A 15,429-nucleotide genomic window follows, 5' to 3' on the forward strand; every position below is an offset into this window, starting at 1 on the left:
TCATGATTTCAAGCAAGTATTCTTTTCTTATTGTTCCCCTGTTTGTGATGGGGTGCCAGTCGGTGGATCGTCCTCAACCTGAGGCAGCCAAGGAGACGGTGCGGGATATGATGTCTCAGCAGCAAGCCAAAGCTGCAACGCCCCCGCCACCGGCAGTGATGCCAGATTCAGTGAAGCGTGAGTTGGCCGCCTCAAGCCTGCTGGGAAGCAGCCAGGCAAGAGCGCCTTCCGAGCGCAGATTTGATGTTTCTGCCAATGATGTGTCTGCCAGGGTCTTCTTTGCCAGCCTGGTTCAGGGTTCTCCCTTGAGTGTGGTGGTGCATCCCAATGTGACCGGCGAAATTACTCTGTCTCTCAAGAAGGTGACACTGAGTGAGGCGCTGCAGGTCGTTGAGGATATGTATGGCTTTGACATCAAGGTCGAAGGCAATATTCTGCGTGTCTATCCGGCAGGCATGCGTACCGAAACCTTCCCGCTGAATTATCTCTACATGCAGCGTCAGGGGCTGAGTATCACCTCTGTCAGCGCCGGTCGTATTTCTGACAACAGCAATAATGGTAATTCCAGCAATACCAACTCCTCCAGTAATAATCTGAGCAATAACGTTGGCGGCAGTGATAGTGGCTCCAGCAGCCAGGAAACCAACGGTACTTTTATCCGTTCGCAAACTGACACGGATTTCTGGGGCGAACTGCAGGAAACCCTGACTGCCATTATCGGCAATACAGGTGGTGGTCGTCAGGTGGTGTTGTCTCCTCAGGCCGGTCTGGTGACCGTGCGGGCTTATCCCAATGAGATCCGCGAAGTGCGTAACTTCCTGCAGAAAGCCGAAAGTCACCTGCAGCGTCAGGTGATTCTGGAAGCCAAGGTGCTTGAGGTGACTCTGTCTGATGGCTATCAGCAGGGCATTCAATGGCAGGATGTGCTTGGCCATGTCGGCAGCACCAACTTTGAATTTGGCACCTCTCCCGCGACGCTGGGCGACACTATTACCAATACTCTGGGCGGTATTACTTCTCTGAAAGTTTCCGGTAAAGACTTTTCCGCCATGATTAGTCTGCTGGATACCCAGGGTGATGTGGATGTGCTGTCCAGCCCACGGGTGACGGCAACCAACAACCAGAAAGCTGTCATTAAAGTGGGTAAGGATGAGTACTTCGTCACTAACGTGTCCTCCACCACAGTAGCTTCAGCAACACCGGTTACCACCCCGGATGTGGAGCTGACCCCTTTCTTCTCCGGTATTGCACTGGATGTGACGCCACAGATTGATGAGCAGGGCAATGTATTGCTGCATATTCATCCTTCAGTGATTGACGTCAGCGAGCAGGTTAAGCAGATCAAGGTCAGTGGCAGCACGTTGGAATTGCCTCTGGCAGAAAGCGAAATTCGTGAGTCGGATACCGTGATTAAAGCCAACTCAGGCGATGTAGTGGTGATTGGTGGTCTGATGAAGTCTGACAACACAGAGGTGGTGTCTCAGATCCCGCTGCTGGGTGATATCCCGCTGCTGGGCGAAGCCTTTAAAAACCGCGCCATGCAAAAGCGCAAGACTGAGCTGGTGATCATGCTTAAACCAACCGTGGTAGGCAAAGACACCTGGCAGAAAGAGTTGGAACGTACCCGGGATCTGCTGGATCGCTGGTACCCGACAGAACAGCAAGATGATTCCCAACAGCAGGGGCAGGAGCAGTAACAGGCCATGTATCTGCAACACTTCAGGCTGACTGAGACGCCATTTTCGCTGACGCCCAATACAGGTTTTTTCTTTGGGCTGGCGCCCCATGTGGAGGCGCTGCAGGTGCTGCAGGCTGCGCTGCAAACCGGCGAAGGCTTTATCAAGGTTACAGGTGAAGTGGGCACAGGCAAGACGCTGATTTGTCGTAAGTTGATGAATGAGCTGCCGGAGCGTTTCCGCTGTGCTTATGTGCCCAACCCTTACCTGACACCTGCTGAGCTGCGCTGGGCAGTAGCCATGGAATTGGGCATTGAATACAGCAAAGAGGTGGATCAGCAGCAACTGACTCAGCTTATCCAGCAAAAGCTGGTGGAACTGGCTTCTGAGGGCCTGCATACAGTGTTGGTGCTGGATGAAGCTCAGGCCTTGCCGGAAGACAGCCTGGAAGCTCTGCGCCTGTTTACCAATCTGGAAACAGAGAGCCGCAAATTGCTGCAGGTGGTGCTGTTTGGTCAGCCTGAATTGGATCAACGACTGGCGGAAGACAGATTCCGCCAGCTGCGCCAGCGAATCACCTTCAGCTATCAGCTGCGCCCTCTTACCGCTGTGGAAGCTCAGGGCTATATCAATCACAGGCTTAACGTCGCCGGCTATCAGGGGCGTCCGCTGTTTACCGGCCGTGACAGCCAGATGATCGCCAAGGCTTCACGGGGGATCCCGCGATTGATTAACGTGCTCAGCCACAAGGCCATGATGCTGAGTTATGGCGAAGGCGATGACAGAATTCGTCGTCGTCATATCAAAGGCGCCATTAAAGATACAGAAGATGCTTCCCAGTTGAACCGTCAGGGGATTTTGATCGCTGCTGCAGTGAGCATTTGCGCGCTGACCGCTGCAATTGTGTGGAGCGTAACGAATTTATGAGTGTAATTAACCAGATGCTGAAGGATCTGGAATCCAGACAGCAGCAACATCAGGTCACCAATCTAGAGTCAGCGGCGCCGGCGCGTTTGCCTCAGCAGCCCAAATCCAGAGTTTGGCTGTGGGTCCTGCTGTTGGTAGTCATATTGGCGGGCACAGGGGCAACCTTCTACCTGTGGCTGCAATTACAGGCTGGTTCGCCGAATAAACAGGATGTCCGGCAGCAATCTCAGGTGCAGCCATCTGAGCCACAACCAGTGGTCAATAAAGGCAAGCCAACAGTCACCGGCTTGGCGCAAACAGATGAACAAGTTCTGACTCAGACAGGTGAGGATGTCGAACAATCATCTCGGACAGCAACTCCCGTTCGGGACTCCTCTCAGTCAGAGTCTGCCGTCGCCTCAGAAGCCCTTACTGAGGCTGGTACAGAAACAGTTACTGCTCAGCAGTCCAGAGTGAGTGTTGCCGCCGAGCCGCCTGCCAGAGACGAAGCCGCTGCCAGCGCCTCAGTAAACACAAAAGATCAGCAGACCGTAGAACCGCAGGTTAAGCCGGAACCCAGAGTGAAAGCATCCAGGTCGGTTCAATCCGCTGCAGTGAATACTGACAAGGGTAGTGATAAGCAGGCCGGGCAAATGGCGGTGACACCTGTGCCTATGTCTCCGGCAGAGTTGGCTCAAAAGCGTTACGAGCTGGGTGATAAAGCTCAGCAAAATGGTGATTTTGAGCGAGCAAAGTCCGAGTACATCAGGGCGCTTGAGTACAACCCGGGATTGCACAGAGCCAGAGAACATCTCGCCGCTGTGTTTTATGGTGAGGGTGAGCTGGATCAGGCAGCCTCTACTCTGATACAGGGGCTGGACGCGTTTCCGGAGTATCAGAATTACCGCTTGCTGCTGGCCAGAGTGTATCAGTCAGCCGGTCAGCTGCAGCAAGCCTATGACAATGCGATTTTGATGCAAGCCAGCGGTGTTCAGGCAATAGAAAAATGGGCTCTGATTGGCGATTTGGCCCAGGGGCTGAATCGTAACGATCTGTCAGAGCAGGCATACGACAGATTGCTGGCATTGCAGCCGGGACAGAGCCGTTGGTTGATGGCCAAAGCCTATGCGGTAGATCTGCAGGGCAGATACGCTGAAGCTGCAGGAATTTATCGAAATGCCCTGGCGGCAGGTGGGCTGTCTGACAGCGCAACCACTTTTGTACAGCAAAGATTGGAGCAGTTGGGAGCTGTGGAATGAAGCCAAAACTAAAAATGCGTCTGGGTGATCTGCTGGTACAGGAGCAGATCATCTCTGAAGATCAGTTGATGCAGGCGTTGGCAGAGCAGAAAAAATCCGGTCAGAAGCTGGGGCGTGCACTGATCACCCTCGGATGTTTGACCGAGGAACAATTGCTGAAATTCCTGTCCCACCAGATGAACATTCCATTTTTGGATGTCAGTCGCCGGGCTGTACCCGCCGCAGTAGTGAACCTTCTGCCGGAAGTACAGGCTCGTCGTTATCGCGCCCTTGTGGTTGAGGATAATGGTGATTCCGTACTGGTGGCCATGAGTGACCCGGCAGATCTGCAGGCGATCGATAACCTCGAGGTGCTGCTGACTCCCAAGGCGATATCCCTGGCGGTGGCTACCGAAGCCCAGCTGATGGCTGCTTTCGATACCCTGTATCGTCGTACCGGCGATATCGCGGCGATGGCGGGTAAGCTGGAAGAGGAGTATGCCGCCGACGATATGTTTGACCTGGGCGCTCTGACCCAGACAGACAGTGACAGCGAAACCACAGTGGTTAAACTGCTCAACTCTATTTTTGAAGATGCGGTGCAGATGCGGGCATCGGATATCCACATTGAGCCAGGTGAGAAGGTGCTGAGGATACGTCAGCGTATCGATGGTCAGTTGCACGAAAACACCCTCAATGAGTCAAATATTGCGGCTGCACTGGTACTGAGACTTAAGCTGATGGCTGGCCTGGATATCTCAGAAAAGCGTCTTCCGCAGGATGGCCGCTTCCATGTGGATATTAAGGGTCACGCCATTGACGTTCGTATTTCCACCATGCCGATTTATCACGGCGAGTCAGTGGTAATGCGTATGCTGGATCAGTCGGCGGGCCTATTGACGCTGAATGAAACCGGTATGCCACAGGACATTCTTAACCGGGTACGTAAACAGATACGTCGTCCCCATGGCATGCTGCTGGTTACCGGACCTACGGGTAGCGGTAAAACCACCACGCTTTACGGTATTTTGAGTGAATTGAATACTGCCGATCGCAAGATCATCACGGTGGAAGATCCGGTGGAATATCAGCTGCCAAGGATTAACCAGGTGCAGGTGAACCATAAGATTGGCCTCGACTTCTCCAACGTACTGAGAACTACCTTGCGTCAGGATCCCGATATCATCATGGTGGGTGAGATGCGTGACCAGGAGACGGTGGAGATCGGTCTGCGAGGCGCATTAACGGGTCACTTTGTACTCTCGACACTGCACACCAATGATGCCGTCACCAGTGCCCTGCGTTTGCTGGATATGGGCGCTGCCCCTTATCTGGTTGCCAGTGCATTACGGGTGATTATTGCCCAGCGTCTGGTGCGCCGGGTTTGCCAGAACTGTGCGGTTCCCTACGAACTGACACCTCAGGATTCAGCCTGGCTGTCAAGTATTACCCCGGATGATTTCTCCTCTGCGCCACTGAAACAGGGTGTTGGCTGCCAAAGCTGTAACGGCAGTGGCTACCGTGGTCGTATCGGTATCTTCGAGATTCTCGAGCTGGATGAGATCATGGTTGAAGCAATGCGCAGCGGCAATCCTCAGGATTTCGCTAAAGCGGCCAAAGAAAGCCCCAACTTCACGCCTTTGTCTGAATCGGCGCTGCACTATCTTCGTCAGGGTATGACCACTATCAGTGAAGTGGCCAAGCTGGTGGAAGATGCCGGTGGTGAAGTGCCGGAAGAGCAGTTGGTTGAGGATAGATAATGGCTAAGTTCAGCTATCGGGGAAGGGACAGGCAGGGAGCCACTATCAAGGGGCACCTCGACGCAGCCAATGAATCGGCTGCGGCTGATGTATTGCTGCAGCGCGCAATTATCCCCCTTGAGCTGAGAGAAGTTAAGGATAGCCAGGGCTTTGATCTTCAGGGTTTAATTGGTGGTCGCCGGGTTACCCTGGATGAACTGCAGATTTTCACCCGTCAGATGTACTCTTTGACCCGCTCGGGCATTCCTATGCTGCGAGCGATTGCCGGTCTGGCGGAGACTGCTCACTCTCAGCGGATGAAAGATGCGCTGAACGATATTTCTGAGCAGTTGATTTCGGGACGCCCGCTATCGGCAGCGATGAATCAGCACAGAGACGTGTTTGATACCCTGTTTATCTCTATGGTTCATGTGGGGGAGAACACGGGTAAGCTGGAAGAGGCCTTTAAACAGCTGTCCGGTTATATCGAACGCGAGCAGGAGACCCGCAAGCGGATCAAAGCCGCCATGCGTTACCCTGTGTTCGTACTGTTCGCTATTACCATCGCTATGGTGGTATTGAATATTTTTGTGATTCCCAAGTTTGCCACCATGTTCTCCAGATTCGGTGCCGAGCTGCCATTACCGACCCGGATTTTGATCGGCACGTCGGATTTTTTTGTCAGCTATTGGCCATTTATGTTGGTGGTCGCCGGTGGTGTCATCTTCGGCATCCGTTACTGGATGAATTCGGAGGAAGGGCAGAAAAAGTGGGATCGCTGGAAGCTGCATATGCCTGCAGTGGGCTCCATTATTGAGCGCTCCACCCTGGCAAGATATTGTCGCAGCTTCGCCATGATGATCAGCGCAGGCGTTCCCATGACCCAGGCGCTGAGTTTGGTGGCTGATGCAGTGGATAACGCCTATATGCACGACCGAATAGTGGATATGCGTAAGGGCATTGAGTCAGGTGACTCACTGCTGCGGGTATCCAACCAGAGTAAGTTGTTCACTCCTCTGGTACTGCAAATGGTGGCCGTGGGCGAAGAAACCGGCCAGATAGATCAGCTGCTGAATGATGCTGCCGACTTCTACGAGGGCGAGGTTGATTACGACCTGAAGAACCTGACTGCCAAGCTGGAGCCCATACTTATTGGTATTGTGGCCGGTATTGTATTGGTGCTGGCGCTGGGTATTTATCTGCCAATGTGGGATATGCTCAACGTGGTCAAAGGCGGGGGTTAACGGATGGATTCATCCGAAGAATCCGCCGGTCGTCTGCAGGGCGTTTTTCGGCAGATGGTGGCAGTTGTGCTGTTGCTCCTGGTGTTGGCGGTATTGGGTTACAGATATTTTGAGGCTGTCCCCGGGGTTGTTGCCCAGGGACTGCAGGTTGAGCAGACCCGTCTGCTGAATGTATTGGCCATGACTCGCTCCAAATGGCTGGGAGAGGGGAAGCCACCAAAGCTGACTCTTTCATGGGTGGAGCGAGTGGATATGGCAGGAACCAGTGATGATGAGGCTGTCTCCTTGGAGCACAGTCGGCCATCACAGGTTGCTATGGCTGATGGTGGCTGGCCTTTGCCCCATGAGCAGAGTCAGTCAGGCTGTGAAACCTTATGGTATCAACTGCTTGGCGTCCGGCCTGACGGTGAGGATCTGCTGGTTGAGTATGATGCAGACTCCCGCGCATGCTGGTTTATGGCACCGGATGGCAGTCGCCTCAGCTATCAGCTGCAATCCGGTGAGGTGATTTTTTTAACGGGTGGCAGATGATGATCACAATCTGCTTTTTAATGTGAGATTAATTGGTAAAATGGACAGGTTATAGTCTATGGGGGAAGGATGAAGAGACAACAGCAGGGTTTCTCTCTGATCGAATTGGTTATTGTGATCGTTATCCTCGGGTTGTTGGCTGCTACGGCCATTCCCAGGTTTTTAAACGTCACTGACGATGCAGAGAACGCCAGTGTCGACGGTGTTGCCGGTGGTTTGGCTACTGCGGTCGGCTTTGTGCGAGCGCAATGGGAAGTAGAAGGTCGCAACAATGACAACGTGGTGTTGGATGGCAGCCGTGTGACCCTGGACAGCCGTTTCGGTTTCCCTACCGGCGCGGTGACAGGCGGTACTCAGGTCACCAATGCTACACAAATGACGGATACTTCCTGTCAACAGGTGTTTAACAATGTTTTGCAAAATGCACCGCGAAATGTGCTATACAATCAAGATGCTAGGGATAAGCGTTATACAGTAAAAATGCTGGATGGTGCTGGTGGCAGCGGCATCTCCATTGATGGTGAAACCGTAAACAATCTGGATCTGTGTTTATTCCACCAGGTTGCGTCGCTAAAGCTTGACCCAAATACGGGGATTCCGGAGGGTACGCTGGATCTTTCTCTTGGGAAAGGTGTGGTGTACAACCCTGGGACAAGTCAGGTGTTGAGCTTTACCAACTGATAATTGCGTAAAGAGTTTTGAATTTTGTCACTGCTGGTGGCAGCTAAAGTAGAGAAGGTTAAGTTATGAAAAGACAACAAGGTTTTACCCTAATCGAACTGGTAGTAGTGATCATTATTCTCGGCATTCTGGCGGTAACCGCTGCGCCTAAGTTTATTAATCTGCAGTCTGATGCCCGTGCGTCAGCATTGGATGGTTTGAAGGCTGCGATTCAGGGGGCCAATAGCCTGGTGTACTCCAAGGCGGCACTGCAAGGTGTACAAAACGCTGCGACGAGCACTGTAAACATTGGCACTACAGCTTCACCTGTGGATGTGGATGTAGTCTATGGATATTTGGATGCGACCAATACTGCAATCGCTGCTGCAGCGGAAATCAGTTTAGGCCAGGATACTGGTACTCCTACTGAAGACTGGCTCTATACTGCAGATTCTCCGAATCCTGGCAGTATTTCTATTCGTCAGAATGGTGCGCCAGCTGATTGTAAAATTGAATACACTGAGCCGACTGCAGCAGGCGATACTCCAGATTTCAATGTTGTCGTTACCGGTTGCTAATCAGCCCGCTTATTAAAAGGCCTGCCCAGCAGGCCTTTTTTGTATCTGCGCCATGAGTTTGTCATACTCACTAATAGTGTTTTTCACAGTCCTGTCAGCCGCTTGCCCTGTGGCGAGCAATATCCTTGAGGAGAGGCCTGGTGCCGGGAATCATCAAACCTGAATCGGGATTTACCCTGGTTGAACTTGTTGTCACCATTTTGCTGATATCTATTTTGTCGGTGACTGTACTGCCACGCCTGTTGTCCTCGACCAGTGTCAGCAGCTTTACCCTGCGGGATGAGGTGATTGGGGAGTTGCGTAAGGCACAGTTGATGGCGCTCAATAATGCTGACCGCTGTTATCGATTCAACGCCACCACCTCAGGCTATCAAATTGTTCACTACAACGGCCGCAGCGGTGACCTTTGCAGCGGCACGGTCGAGCGTACCGATGCGCTGCAGGATCTGCCAAGAGGCACATCCCTTACCCTGACTCCCAATGCTTCTCAAACATTTTTCCTCGACTTTAACCGTCTTGGCCAGGCCTTTTGGGGCGCAGGATCTGTGTGCGCGGGTAACTGTTTACAGATAACCGCCGATGACACTACGCGTATCGCCATTGAATCCCAGGGGTATATCCATGAAGGCAGTTAAATCCCGGTCGCAGGGTTTTACCCTTATCGAGATGGTGGTTGGCATGATGGTGCTGGCGGTGGCACTGGTGATGCTGGGTACTATGCTTTTCCCTCAGGCGGACAGGGCGGCAGATACCCTGTATCGGGTTCGAAGCGCTGAGCTTGGGCATTCAGTGATGAATGAGATTTGGGGCAAGCGTTACGACGACAATGCGGACGCCAATGGTGGCACACCCTGTGGTACTAATGGCTTACCTGCCTGCACGACAGTGCCTGGCCCAGAGACAGGTGAAAGCCGGGATGACTGGGATGATATTGATGACTACAACGGCATGAACCAGAACTCTCAGATGTTGGACTCCAGCCAGACATATGCGGATATTTATCCTGGCTATGGACTGGCGGTCACAGTGGGCAGTGGTAATGTGACCCGCTTGATTACCGTGACTGTGACCACGCCCAATGGCGAAGCGATTACCTTTAATGGTGTCAGGAGTAACTATTGATGGTGAATCGTCAGTTGCAACAGCCAGGTAGAAAGAAGCTTTGTCAGCGTGGTTTTACCCTGGTAGAGATGGTCACTGTGATCATCATCCTTGGGATCCTGGCTGTGGGGGTCACCAGCTTTATCGTGTTTGGTACCCGGATCTTTCTGGATTCTACATCCGTGGATCAGGTATTAAGTCAAAGCCGTTTTGCCCTTGAACGCATGACCCGTGATATCCGTAATGCGGCGCCCAACAGCTTGAGAGTTCGCAGCGATGGCAGCCAATGGCAGTGTTTGGAATTTGTACCCATTGAGGCTGCATCCAATTATCTGTCCATGCCTGTCTATCCCGATGCTGCTGCCAATTCAGGTACTGCGATTATTGCTCCTATGCCGATCAGTGCAGATTATATGGCGCTGATCTACCCTTTGGTGGCATCAGATGTTTACGCAAATCCCGAATCCACTACCGGTAAACTGTTCTCAATCAACTCGGTTTCCACCGCGGCCAATATCACCACCTATACTTTTAATCGTAGCGTGCAGTTTGCTGAGGCCTCCCCAAGGCAGAGGTTGCTTTTAGTGTCCGAGCCTGTCAGCTACTGTTTTCTCCAGGGTGGCAGCAGTGTCAGTCTGTATCGGTATGCCGACTATGGCATTAATCATCCGACCCAATTGGCTCCTTCTTCAATGGGAACAGGAGTCTTGATGGCTGAGGGGGTTACCAATGATTTGGCATCCGATGCGCCGATTGAGTTGGAACCGGCGACCCTGGTGAATAACGCCATTGTGATGCTGAGTCCGGAGTTTGAGGCTGTGGGTCAGAAGTTTAGATATCAACAACAGGTGCAGGTGGTTAATGTCCCGTAATTTTAGGCGTTCCAATCAGCAAGGCAGCGCACTTGTGGTGGGCATTTTTATCATCACAGTGATGTTTGTGATTACTGCTGCATTGATCCGGGTATTGGGCGATGCAGATGACAACGTCAACCTGGAGGTGTGGGGCACAAGAGCATTGCTGGCTGCCAACAGTGGCGCTGATGCAGCTCTGGCCCAGTTATTTCCGCCAGGAGGCAGTGCGGCGACCGACTGCAGTGCTGTAGGGACCAGTTGGACGCCACCCAACCAGCCCGGCTTCAGTGGATGTAGTGTAAGTGTGGGTTGTAATCTGGTAACGGTTAACTTTAATGGTGACACCCTGAATCAGTTTACCCTGTCCAGCAGTGCAGTTTGCGAGGCGGGGCAGTGTAGTGGTGGTGCCGGTGGCGACAGTAATTGCTTACGGGTAAACCGTATGGTGGAGGTGCAGGCACGTGTGGATTAGCCTCAGGGCGATAGGGATATCAGTTGGACTTTACTTATTAAGCGTTTCATCTGTTTCCGCATTGCCCAGCTGTGATGATGTGTTTCAGGACCCGCCATCAGGAAATTTGGGTTCCGGGACCATAGTGCCTCCCCCCGGAGTGATGGTGCCTCCACTCAATAATTTTACCTGTCCCAAAAACGGAACCTGTCCTTTTACTCCCGGAGACTATGACTATGACACGGGACAGTTTGAAAACAGTTCTTCCCTGACAACCTCTGGCACAACTACCCGGCTTTACTTCAACACGCTCAACCTGACCAACTCCTTTATCAATACCTCCGGGCCCGGCGAAAACCTGTTTATCTATGTCAGCGGCAACCTCAACGTAGCCGGTAAAAACCAGGTGAATGCCATTATTTATGTTGATGGCAATGTTAACTACAGCGGTCAGGCAACACTTGAGGGGGCATTGGCCGCAGGTGGTAATCTGAATGTTTCCGGTCGGGCCGATGTAACCTATGACGCTGATGCCGTGGCCAATGCAGACCTTAGTGGGCTTTGTGGTGATGGTCAGCCAGCATTTGACCTGCAATTCGGTACAACTTCAGGGCGCAGTGTCACCTTTGATCGTGCATTTGAGTCGGGCGTGACACCTTTGGTGTTCCTGATGCCGACCATAGATGTTTCTTCTCCCTCATCTGACGGACCAGCCTCTTTATTCTTGACCAGTGTCAGCAACACAGGTTTCAGCTTTACTCAGGAGCAGTCTCCCAGCTCGGTTACCACAGCCAACAGTATGACGGATGTCTCCTGGATAGCGGTGACGCCGGGCAGTTACACTCTTTCCGATGGCACACCTCTGGTGGCCGGTACGCTTACCACCAATGCCGTCACCTCGGAATATCAATCCAATTATGATTCGGTAAGCCTGGACTCCGGATTAAATGTGGCACTGCACCAGTTGCAAACCGACAATAACTCCAGCTGTTGGAGTACATCTATTGGACTGCTTAACAGCGGCAGCCTGAGTTTGGCTCTGGATCTGTCTGATGCCTGGAATGGTGCCGGTTACTGTATTCCGGGAGCTGTGCTTCCCGCCAATGTTAACGATGAAGAGATCGCTTATCTGGCCACCAGTGCGGGTAACGGAACTATCACGGTCGATGGCACTGATATTCAGTATGACTTCGCCAACTTTAATACTGGTAGTGGTCCCACTTTGAGCGATCAATGTAATGCCCGCTCATCCCTTACCGGGTTTACCGGCTTGCCGTCACTGGTGGGAAAAAAGACATCCCGAAATGGTCTTGATGGCGGTTGGCTGAGGCGGTGTTACTTGTCGGCTTCCAGTGTTTCCATGGTAGTGGATGAAGATGAATACTGGGACTCTGAACGAAATCATAATCAGGAAAACTACAGCATTGTCGCTCTGGAAGTAAAACAGGATCCTCCGGTTCTGCAATGTGTGAACGATGATTTCAGCGCAGGACTGTCCAGTGATAGCTGGGATGTGACAGTACCTGCAGGAGTGACTTCTCCCTATGTTACCGGCGGGCGACTGCGGATTACCGAAGACGCGACCAACCAGGCTGCAGCATTGACCTTACGCAAACTGTTTCCTGCCGATGCCAACTATGTGGTGGTGGAATTTGACTATTATGGCTGGTCGCCCAACTTTGGTGGTGGCGCTGATGGTATGGCAGTGATCTTTTCTGATGGTTCGGTAACGCCTGAACCCGGAAGCTTTGGTGGTTCTCTGGGGTATGCCCAGCGTAATAATGGTGATGCCGGTTTTGCCGGAGGTTGGCTGGGTGTTGGTTTTGATGAGTGGGGCAACTTTGCCAACCCCACAGAAGGGCGGGTTGGCGGACCCGGTTCACGACCACAGGCTGTCTCTATTCGAGGCTCAGAAGCCTCAAACTATAACTACCTGACGGGTACAGCTGCCAACCTCAGCCCTAATCTGGATTTGCGTGGCACCAGCACGCCGGGGCCCGGGCACAGATACCGAATTACCCTGGACTCTAGAATTACTGGCAGTACCGAAGTCTTGGTTGAGCGTGATATCAACAATGGTTCGGGTTACTTCAATTTAATTCCCGGCTTCGATGCCCAGGCGGCATCCGGGCAGGGGGCGGTGCCTGCCGACTTCTTTCTCTCTTTTACCGGCTCAACCGGTGATGTTTCCAACAATCACGAGATAGACAACCTGCAGGTGTGTGCTATCAAAATGAATGATCTGGACAGTCAGGTTCATCACTTTGAATTTGAATATTCAGCCACGCCGCTGACCTGCACCCCAGAGGTGATGACCCTTAAGGCCTGTGCCGATGCATCCTGCTCCCAGTTGGTGACTGACAGTGTCAGTGCGGTTTTGTCTGTGGATGACGCCAATGCCGCAAGATGGCAAACCAGTACAGTCAATCTGACCAATGGTTCAGCCCAGGTGAGTTTACAAGGGCTGAATACGTCACCTGTCACTATAGGCATCAGTAGCTCGACGCCCGCCGCTGATAACCCTGTGCTATGCAGTCGCAATGGGGCGGTGGCGACTGCAGCCCAGTGCAGTTTCAGTTTTGCTGACAGTGGTTTCCTGATTGATGTGCCGGATAAGCTGGCCGGTCAGCCTGTCACAGCCAATATCACAGCTGTACGTTCATCCGATAATGCGCTGGTTTGCACTCCGGCATTTGCCAGTGTGAGCAAAGATATTGAATTCTGGAGCGGTTACAACTCGCCATCGGCCCCTGTGCCTGTTGGCAGCGAGCCTCAAATTGCCCTGTTTGGTAATGACATTGGCCGAACCCAGGCCAGTTCAACCACAATTACTACAACGTTCGATGCCCAGGGACAGGCTCAGTTGACACTGGATTACCCTGATGCCGGGCGTGTGAGTTTGAACGCCAGCTATTCAGGGGCCGTAGGGGATGATGATGAAGGTTTAACGCTGACTGGCTCGGGCAGCTTCGTCAGTGCCCCTGTGGGTTTATGTGTATCAACTGAGTCGACCTGCAGTGCGGCAGATGCTACCTGTCCCGTATTTAAGCGAGCCGGAGAAACGTTTAAATTAAATGTCAGTGGCAGAGCCTGGGTGGCGGCCGATGATGGCGACCTTTGCAACAATCCGGTGACGCCAAACTATGCTCACACAGGTATTCAGCTGGGATCTCAGTTGGTGGCTCCTGTGGGAGGTGCAAACGGGGTTACCGGCCTTACCTCCTATGACCATACGATCTCAGGTACTGGGCAGCAGGAACTCGAGCAGTCCGTCAGTGAAGTTGGGGTGTTTCGTTTCAGTGCAACCCCGCCGGCAGACTATCTGGGCAGCAGCAGTGCTGTGGCAGATATTCCGGCGGCAGTGAGTGAGCCAGTTGGGCGCTTTGTACCCGCCGAATTTTTGTTGTCGGCTGTCTCCCTGATCCCCGCCTGTGGCAGTGGCGGTGCCGCATTCAGTTATATGGGGCAGGAGTTTTCCGTCAGCTTTACTGCCACAGCAAGAAACCTGCAACAGGCGCAAACCCAGAACTTTGTCACCTCAGCCTCAAGTGCGGCCAACTTTGCCAATGCCACGGCGCTTTTGGCTGCTGAAAACGCCAATTCCGGCGTAGACATGGCTGCCAGATTAAGCAGTGTGCCAACACTGAGTTGGATTAACGGCGTGGCCACTGTTACTGGCCATGCTGTGAGTTTTAACCGTCCAACGGCACCGGGAGTTGATGGGCCCTTTGTATCCCTGGATACCGGTATCATCATTCAGGATGGTGATGGCGTCGCAGAAATGGTCAACCCGGATATGGATGCCGGTAGTAGCGGAGTTTGCAGTGGTGCATCCTGTACTTCAGTGAAGCTTGGTAGTCAGCAACTGCTGTTTGGCAGGCTGACAATGGATAATGTTTACGGCCCTGAAACAGAAGTGCTGCAGATGCCATTGCGTGCAGAATACTGGAACGGCAGCAACTGGGCGGTGAACCTGATGGATAGCTGCACTGCCGAAGGTTCTGGCATCTCAGGTTTTAACCCCGCATTGCTATCTTCGGTAGATGATAGCAATGGCTACAGTTATGACCCGGACCTCGCTGGCGGCCAGGCGATCACTCGCAGCGGTTCAGGTCCTCTGGTTCAGGGGCAATCAAACCTGCTTTGGCAATCTACGGGAAGCAGCCTGTATCGCGGCTGGATACAGGCACCTCTGGCTTCACCCTCCTGGCTTAAATTTTACTGGAACTGGGATGGCAGCAGCCCAACCCTGGCTCAGGATCCAAGATCCAGTGCTTACTTTGGCACTTTCAGGGGGCATGACAAGAAGTTGCACTGGCGAGAGCAGTAGCAAAAAAGTGCTGCAGGTACGTCATAAGTTGCCTGAGTGGGGGATGCAGGAGTACGCTGTGTAACACAGTGATACATATGCCGCTTATTTGCCCGGTTTATTACCGGCTGCGGTTTTTGCA

At 52.7% G+C, this 15,429-nt stretch carries 13 protein-coding genes; all 13 read left to right on the forward strand.

The genetic code is table 11. From position 1 onward, the window contains the following. Positions 1-2 precede the first annotated feature (2 nt). The 13 genes from mshL to ACFOE0_RS17540 all read left to right on the forward strand — a co-directional run bounded on the left by mshL (position 3) and on the right by ACFOE0_RS17540 (position 15,308). Positions 3-1,697, forward strand: coding sequence for a pilus (MSHA type) biogenesis protein MshL (mshL, locus tag ACFOE0_RS17480; protein WP_248933882.1), 1,695 nt, complete (start codon positions 3-5; stop codon positions 1,695-1,697). A gap of 6 nt (positions 1,698-1,703) precedes the next feature. Next, positions 1,704-2,603 (forward strand): ExeA family protein, encoded by a 900-nt coding sequence (locus tag ACFOE0_RS17485; protein ID WP_248933883.1) that lies wholly within the window; start codon positions 1,704-1,706, stop codon positions 2,601-2,603. Further along, the gene (locus ACFOE0_RS17490; RefSeq protein ID WP_248933884.1) at positions 2,600-3,841 is read left to right on the forward strand and encodes a tetratricopeptide repeat protein; all 1,242 of its coding nucleotides are present in this window, start codon (positions 2,600-2,602) and stop codon (positions 3,839-3,841) included. The genes ACFOE0_RS17485 and ACFOE0_RS17490 overlap by 4 nt, the downstream gene beginning before the upstream one ends. Continuing rightward, positions 3,838-5,580: a GspE/PulE family protein gene (locus tag ACFOE0_RS17495; RefSeq protein ID WP_248933885.1), complete on the forward strand. Its 1,743-nt coding sequence runs from the start codon at positions 3,838-3,840 to the stop codon at positions 5,578-5,580. The genes ACFOE0_RS17490 and ACFOE0_RS17495 overlap by 4 nt, the downstream gene beginning before the upstream one ends. Continuing rightward, entirely contained in the window at positions 5,580-6,803 is a 1,224-nt protein-coding gene (locus tag ACFOE0_RS17500) for a type II secretion system F family protein (RefSeq protein ID WP_248933886.1), read from the forward strand. Before ACFOE0_RS17495 ends, ACFOE0_RS17500 begins: the two co-directional genes overlap by 1 nt. 3 nt (positions 6,804-6,806) lie before the next feature. Next, positions 6,807-7,334 (forward strand): hypothetical protein, encoded by a 528-nt coding sequence (locus ACFOE0_RS17505; protein ID WP_248933887.1) that lies wholly within the window; start codon positions 6,807-6,809, stop codon positions 7,332-7,334. A gap of 69 nt (positions 7,335-7,403) precedes the next feature. Further along, positions 7,404-8,015 (forward strand): pilin, encoded by a 612-nt coding sequence (locus ACFOE0_RS17510; RefSeq protein WP_248933888.1) that lies wholly within the window; start codon positions 7,404-7,406, stop codon positions 8,013-8,015. Between the two features lie 65 nt (positions 8,016-8,080). Further along, the gene (locus ACFOE0_RS17515; RefSeq protein WP_248933890.1) at positions 8,081-8,572 is read left to right on the forward strand and encodes a prepilin-type N-terminal cleavage/methylation domain-containing protein; all 492 of its coding nucleotides are present in this window, start codon (positions 8,081-8,083) and stop codon (positions 8,570-8,572) included. 140 nt (positions 8,573-8,712) lie between these two features. Beyond that, the gene (locus ACFOE0_RS17520; protein ID WP_248933891.1) at positions 8,713-9,207 is read left to right on the forward strand and encodes a prepilin-type N-terminal cleavage/methylation domain-containing protein; all 495 of its coding nucleotides are present in this window, start codon (positions 8,713-8,715) and stop codon (positions 9,205-9,207) included. Beyond that, positions 9,194-9,694, forward strand: a complete 501-nt coding sequence (locus ACFOE0_RS17525; RefSeq protein WP_248933892.1) for a type IV pilus modification PilV family protein — start codon at positions 9,194-9,196, stop codon at positions 9,692-9,694. The genes ACFOE0_RS17520 and ACFOE0_RS17525 overlap by 14 nt, the downstream gene beginning before the upstream one ends. Further along, a complete protein-coding gene (locus ACFOE0_RS17530) occupies positions 9,694-10,545 on the forward strand; it encodes a PilW family protein (RefSeq protein ID WP_248934738.1) in 852 nt (283 codons plus the stop codon). Before ACFOE0_RS17525 ends, ACFOE0_RS17530 begins: the two co-directional genes overlap by 1 nt. Then, positions 10,535-10,999 (forward strand): MSHA biogenesis protein MshP, encoded by a 465-nt coding sequence (locus ACFOE0_RS17535; protein ID WP_248933894.1) that lies wholly within the window; start codon positions 10,535-10,537, stop codon positions 10,997-10,999. Before ACFOE0_RS17530 ends, ACFOE0_RS17535 begins: the two co-directional genes overlap by 11 nt. A gap of 124 nt (positions 11,000-11,123) precedes the next feature. Then, a complete protein-coding gene (locus ACFOE0_RS17540) occupies positions 11,124-15,308 on the forward strand; it encodes a DUF6701 domain-containing protein (protein ID WP_248933895.1) in 4,185 nt (1,394 codons plus the stop codon). Positions 15,309-15,429: the final 121 nt, after the last annotated feature.

The sequence above is a fragment of the Shewanella submarina genome (assembly GCF_042646185.1).
Taxonomy (GTDB): domain Bacteria; phylum Pseudomonadota; class Gammaproteobacteria; order Enterobacterales; family Shewanellaceae; genus Shewanella; species Shewanella corallii.

Bases quoted from the DNA above. Each gene is read 5' to 3' on its own strand.
- ACFOE0_RS17495 (WP_248933885.1), top strand. From the start codon at position 3,838: ATGAAGCCAAAACTAAAAATGCGTCTGGGTGATCTGCTGGTACAGGAG.
- ACFOE0_RS17510 (WP_248933888.1), top strand. From the start codon at position 7,404: ATGAAGAGACAACAGCAGGGTTTCTCTCTGATCGAATTGGTTATTGTG.
- ACFOE0_RS17535 (WP_248933894.1), top strand. From the start codon at position 10,535: ATGTCCCGTAATTTTAGGCGTTCCAATCAGCAAGGCAGCGCACTTGTG.
- ACFOE0_RS17515 (WP_248933890.1), top strand. From the start codon at position 8,081: ATGAAAAGACAACAAGGTTTTACCCTAATCGAACTGGTAGTAGTGATC.
- ACFOE0_RS17525 (WP_248933892.1), top strand. From the start codon at position 9,194: ATGAAGGCAGTTAAATCCCGGTCGCAGGGTTTTACCCTTATCGAGATG.
- ACFOE0_RS17500 (WP_248933886.1), top strand. From the start codon at position 5,580: ATGGCTAAGTTCAGCTATCGGGGAAGGGACAGGCAGGGAGCCACTATC.
- ACFOE0_RS17490 (WP_248933884.1), top strand. From the start codon at position 2,600: ATGAGTGTAATTAACCAGATGCTGAAGGATCTGGAATCCAGACAGCAG.
- ACFOE0_RS17530 (WP_248934738.1), top strand. From the start codon at position 9,694: ATGGTGAATCGTCAGTTGCAACAGCCAGGTAGAAAGAAGCTTTGTCAG.
- mshL (WP_248933882.1), top strand. From the start codon at position 3: ATGATTTCAAGCAAGTATTCTTTTCTTATTGTTCCCCTGTTTGTGATG.
- ACFOE0_RS17505 (WP_248933887.1), top strand. From the start codon at position 6,807: ATGGATTCATCCGAAGAATCCGCCGGTCGTCTGCAGGGCGTTTTTCGG.
- ACFOE0_RS17485 (WP_248933883.1), top strand. From the start codon at position 1,704: ATGTATCTGCAACACTTCAGGCTGACTGAGACGCCATTTTCGCTGACG.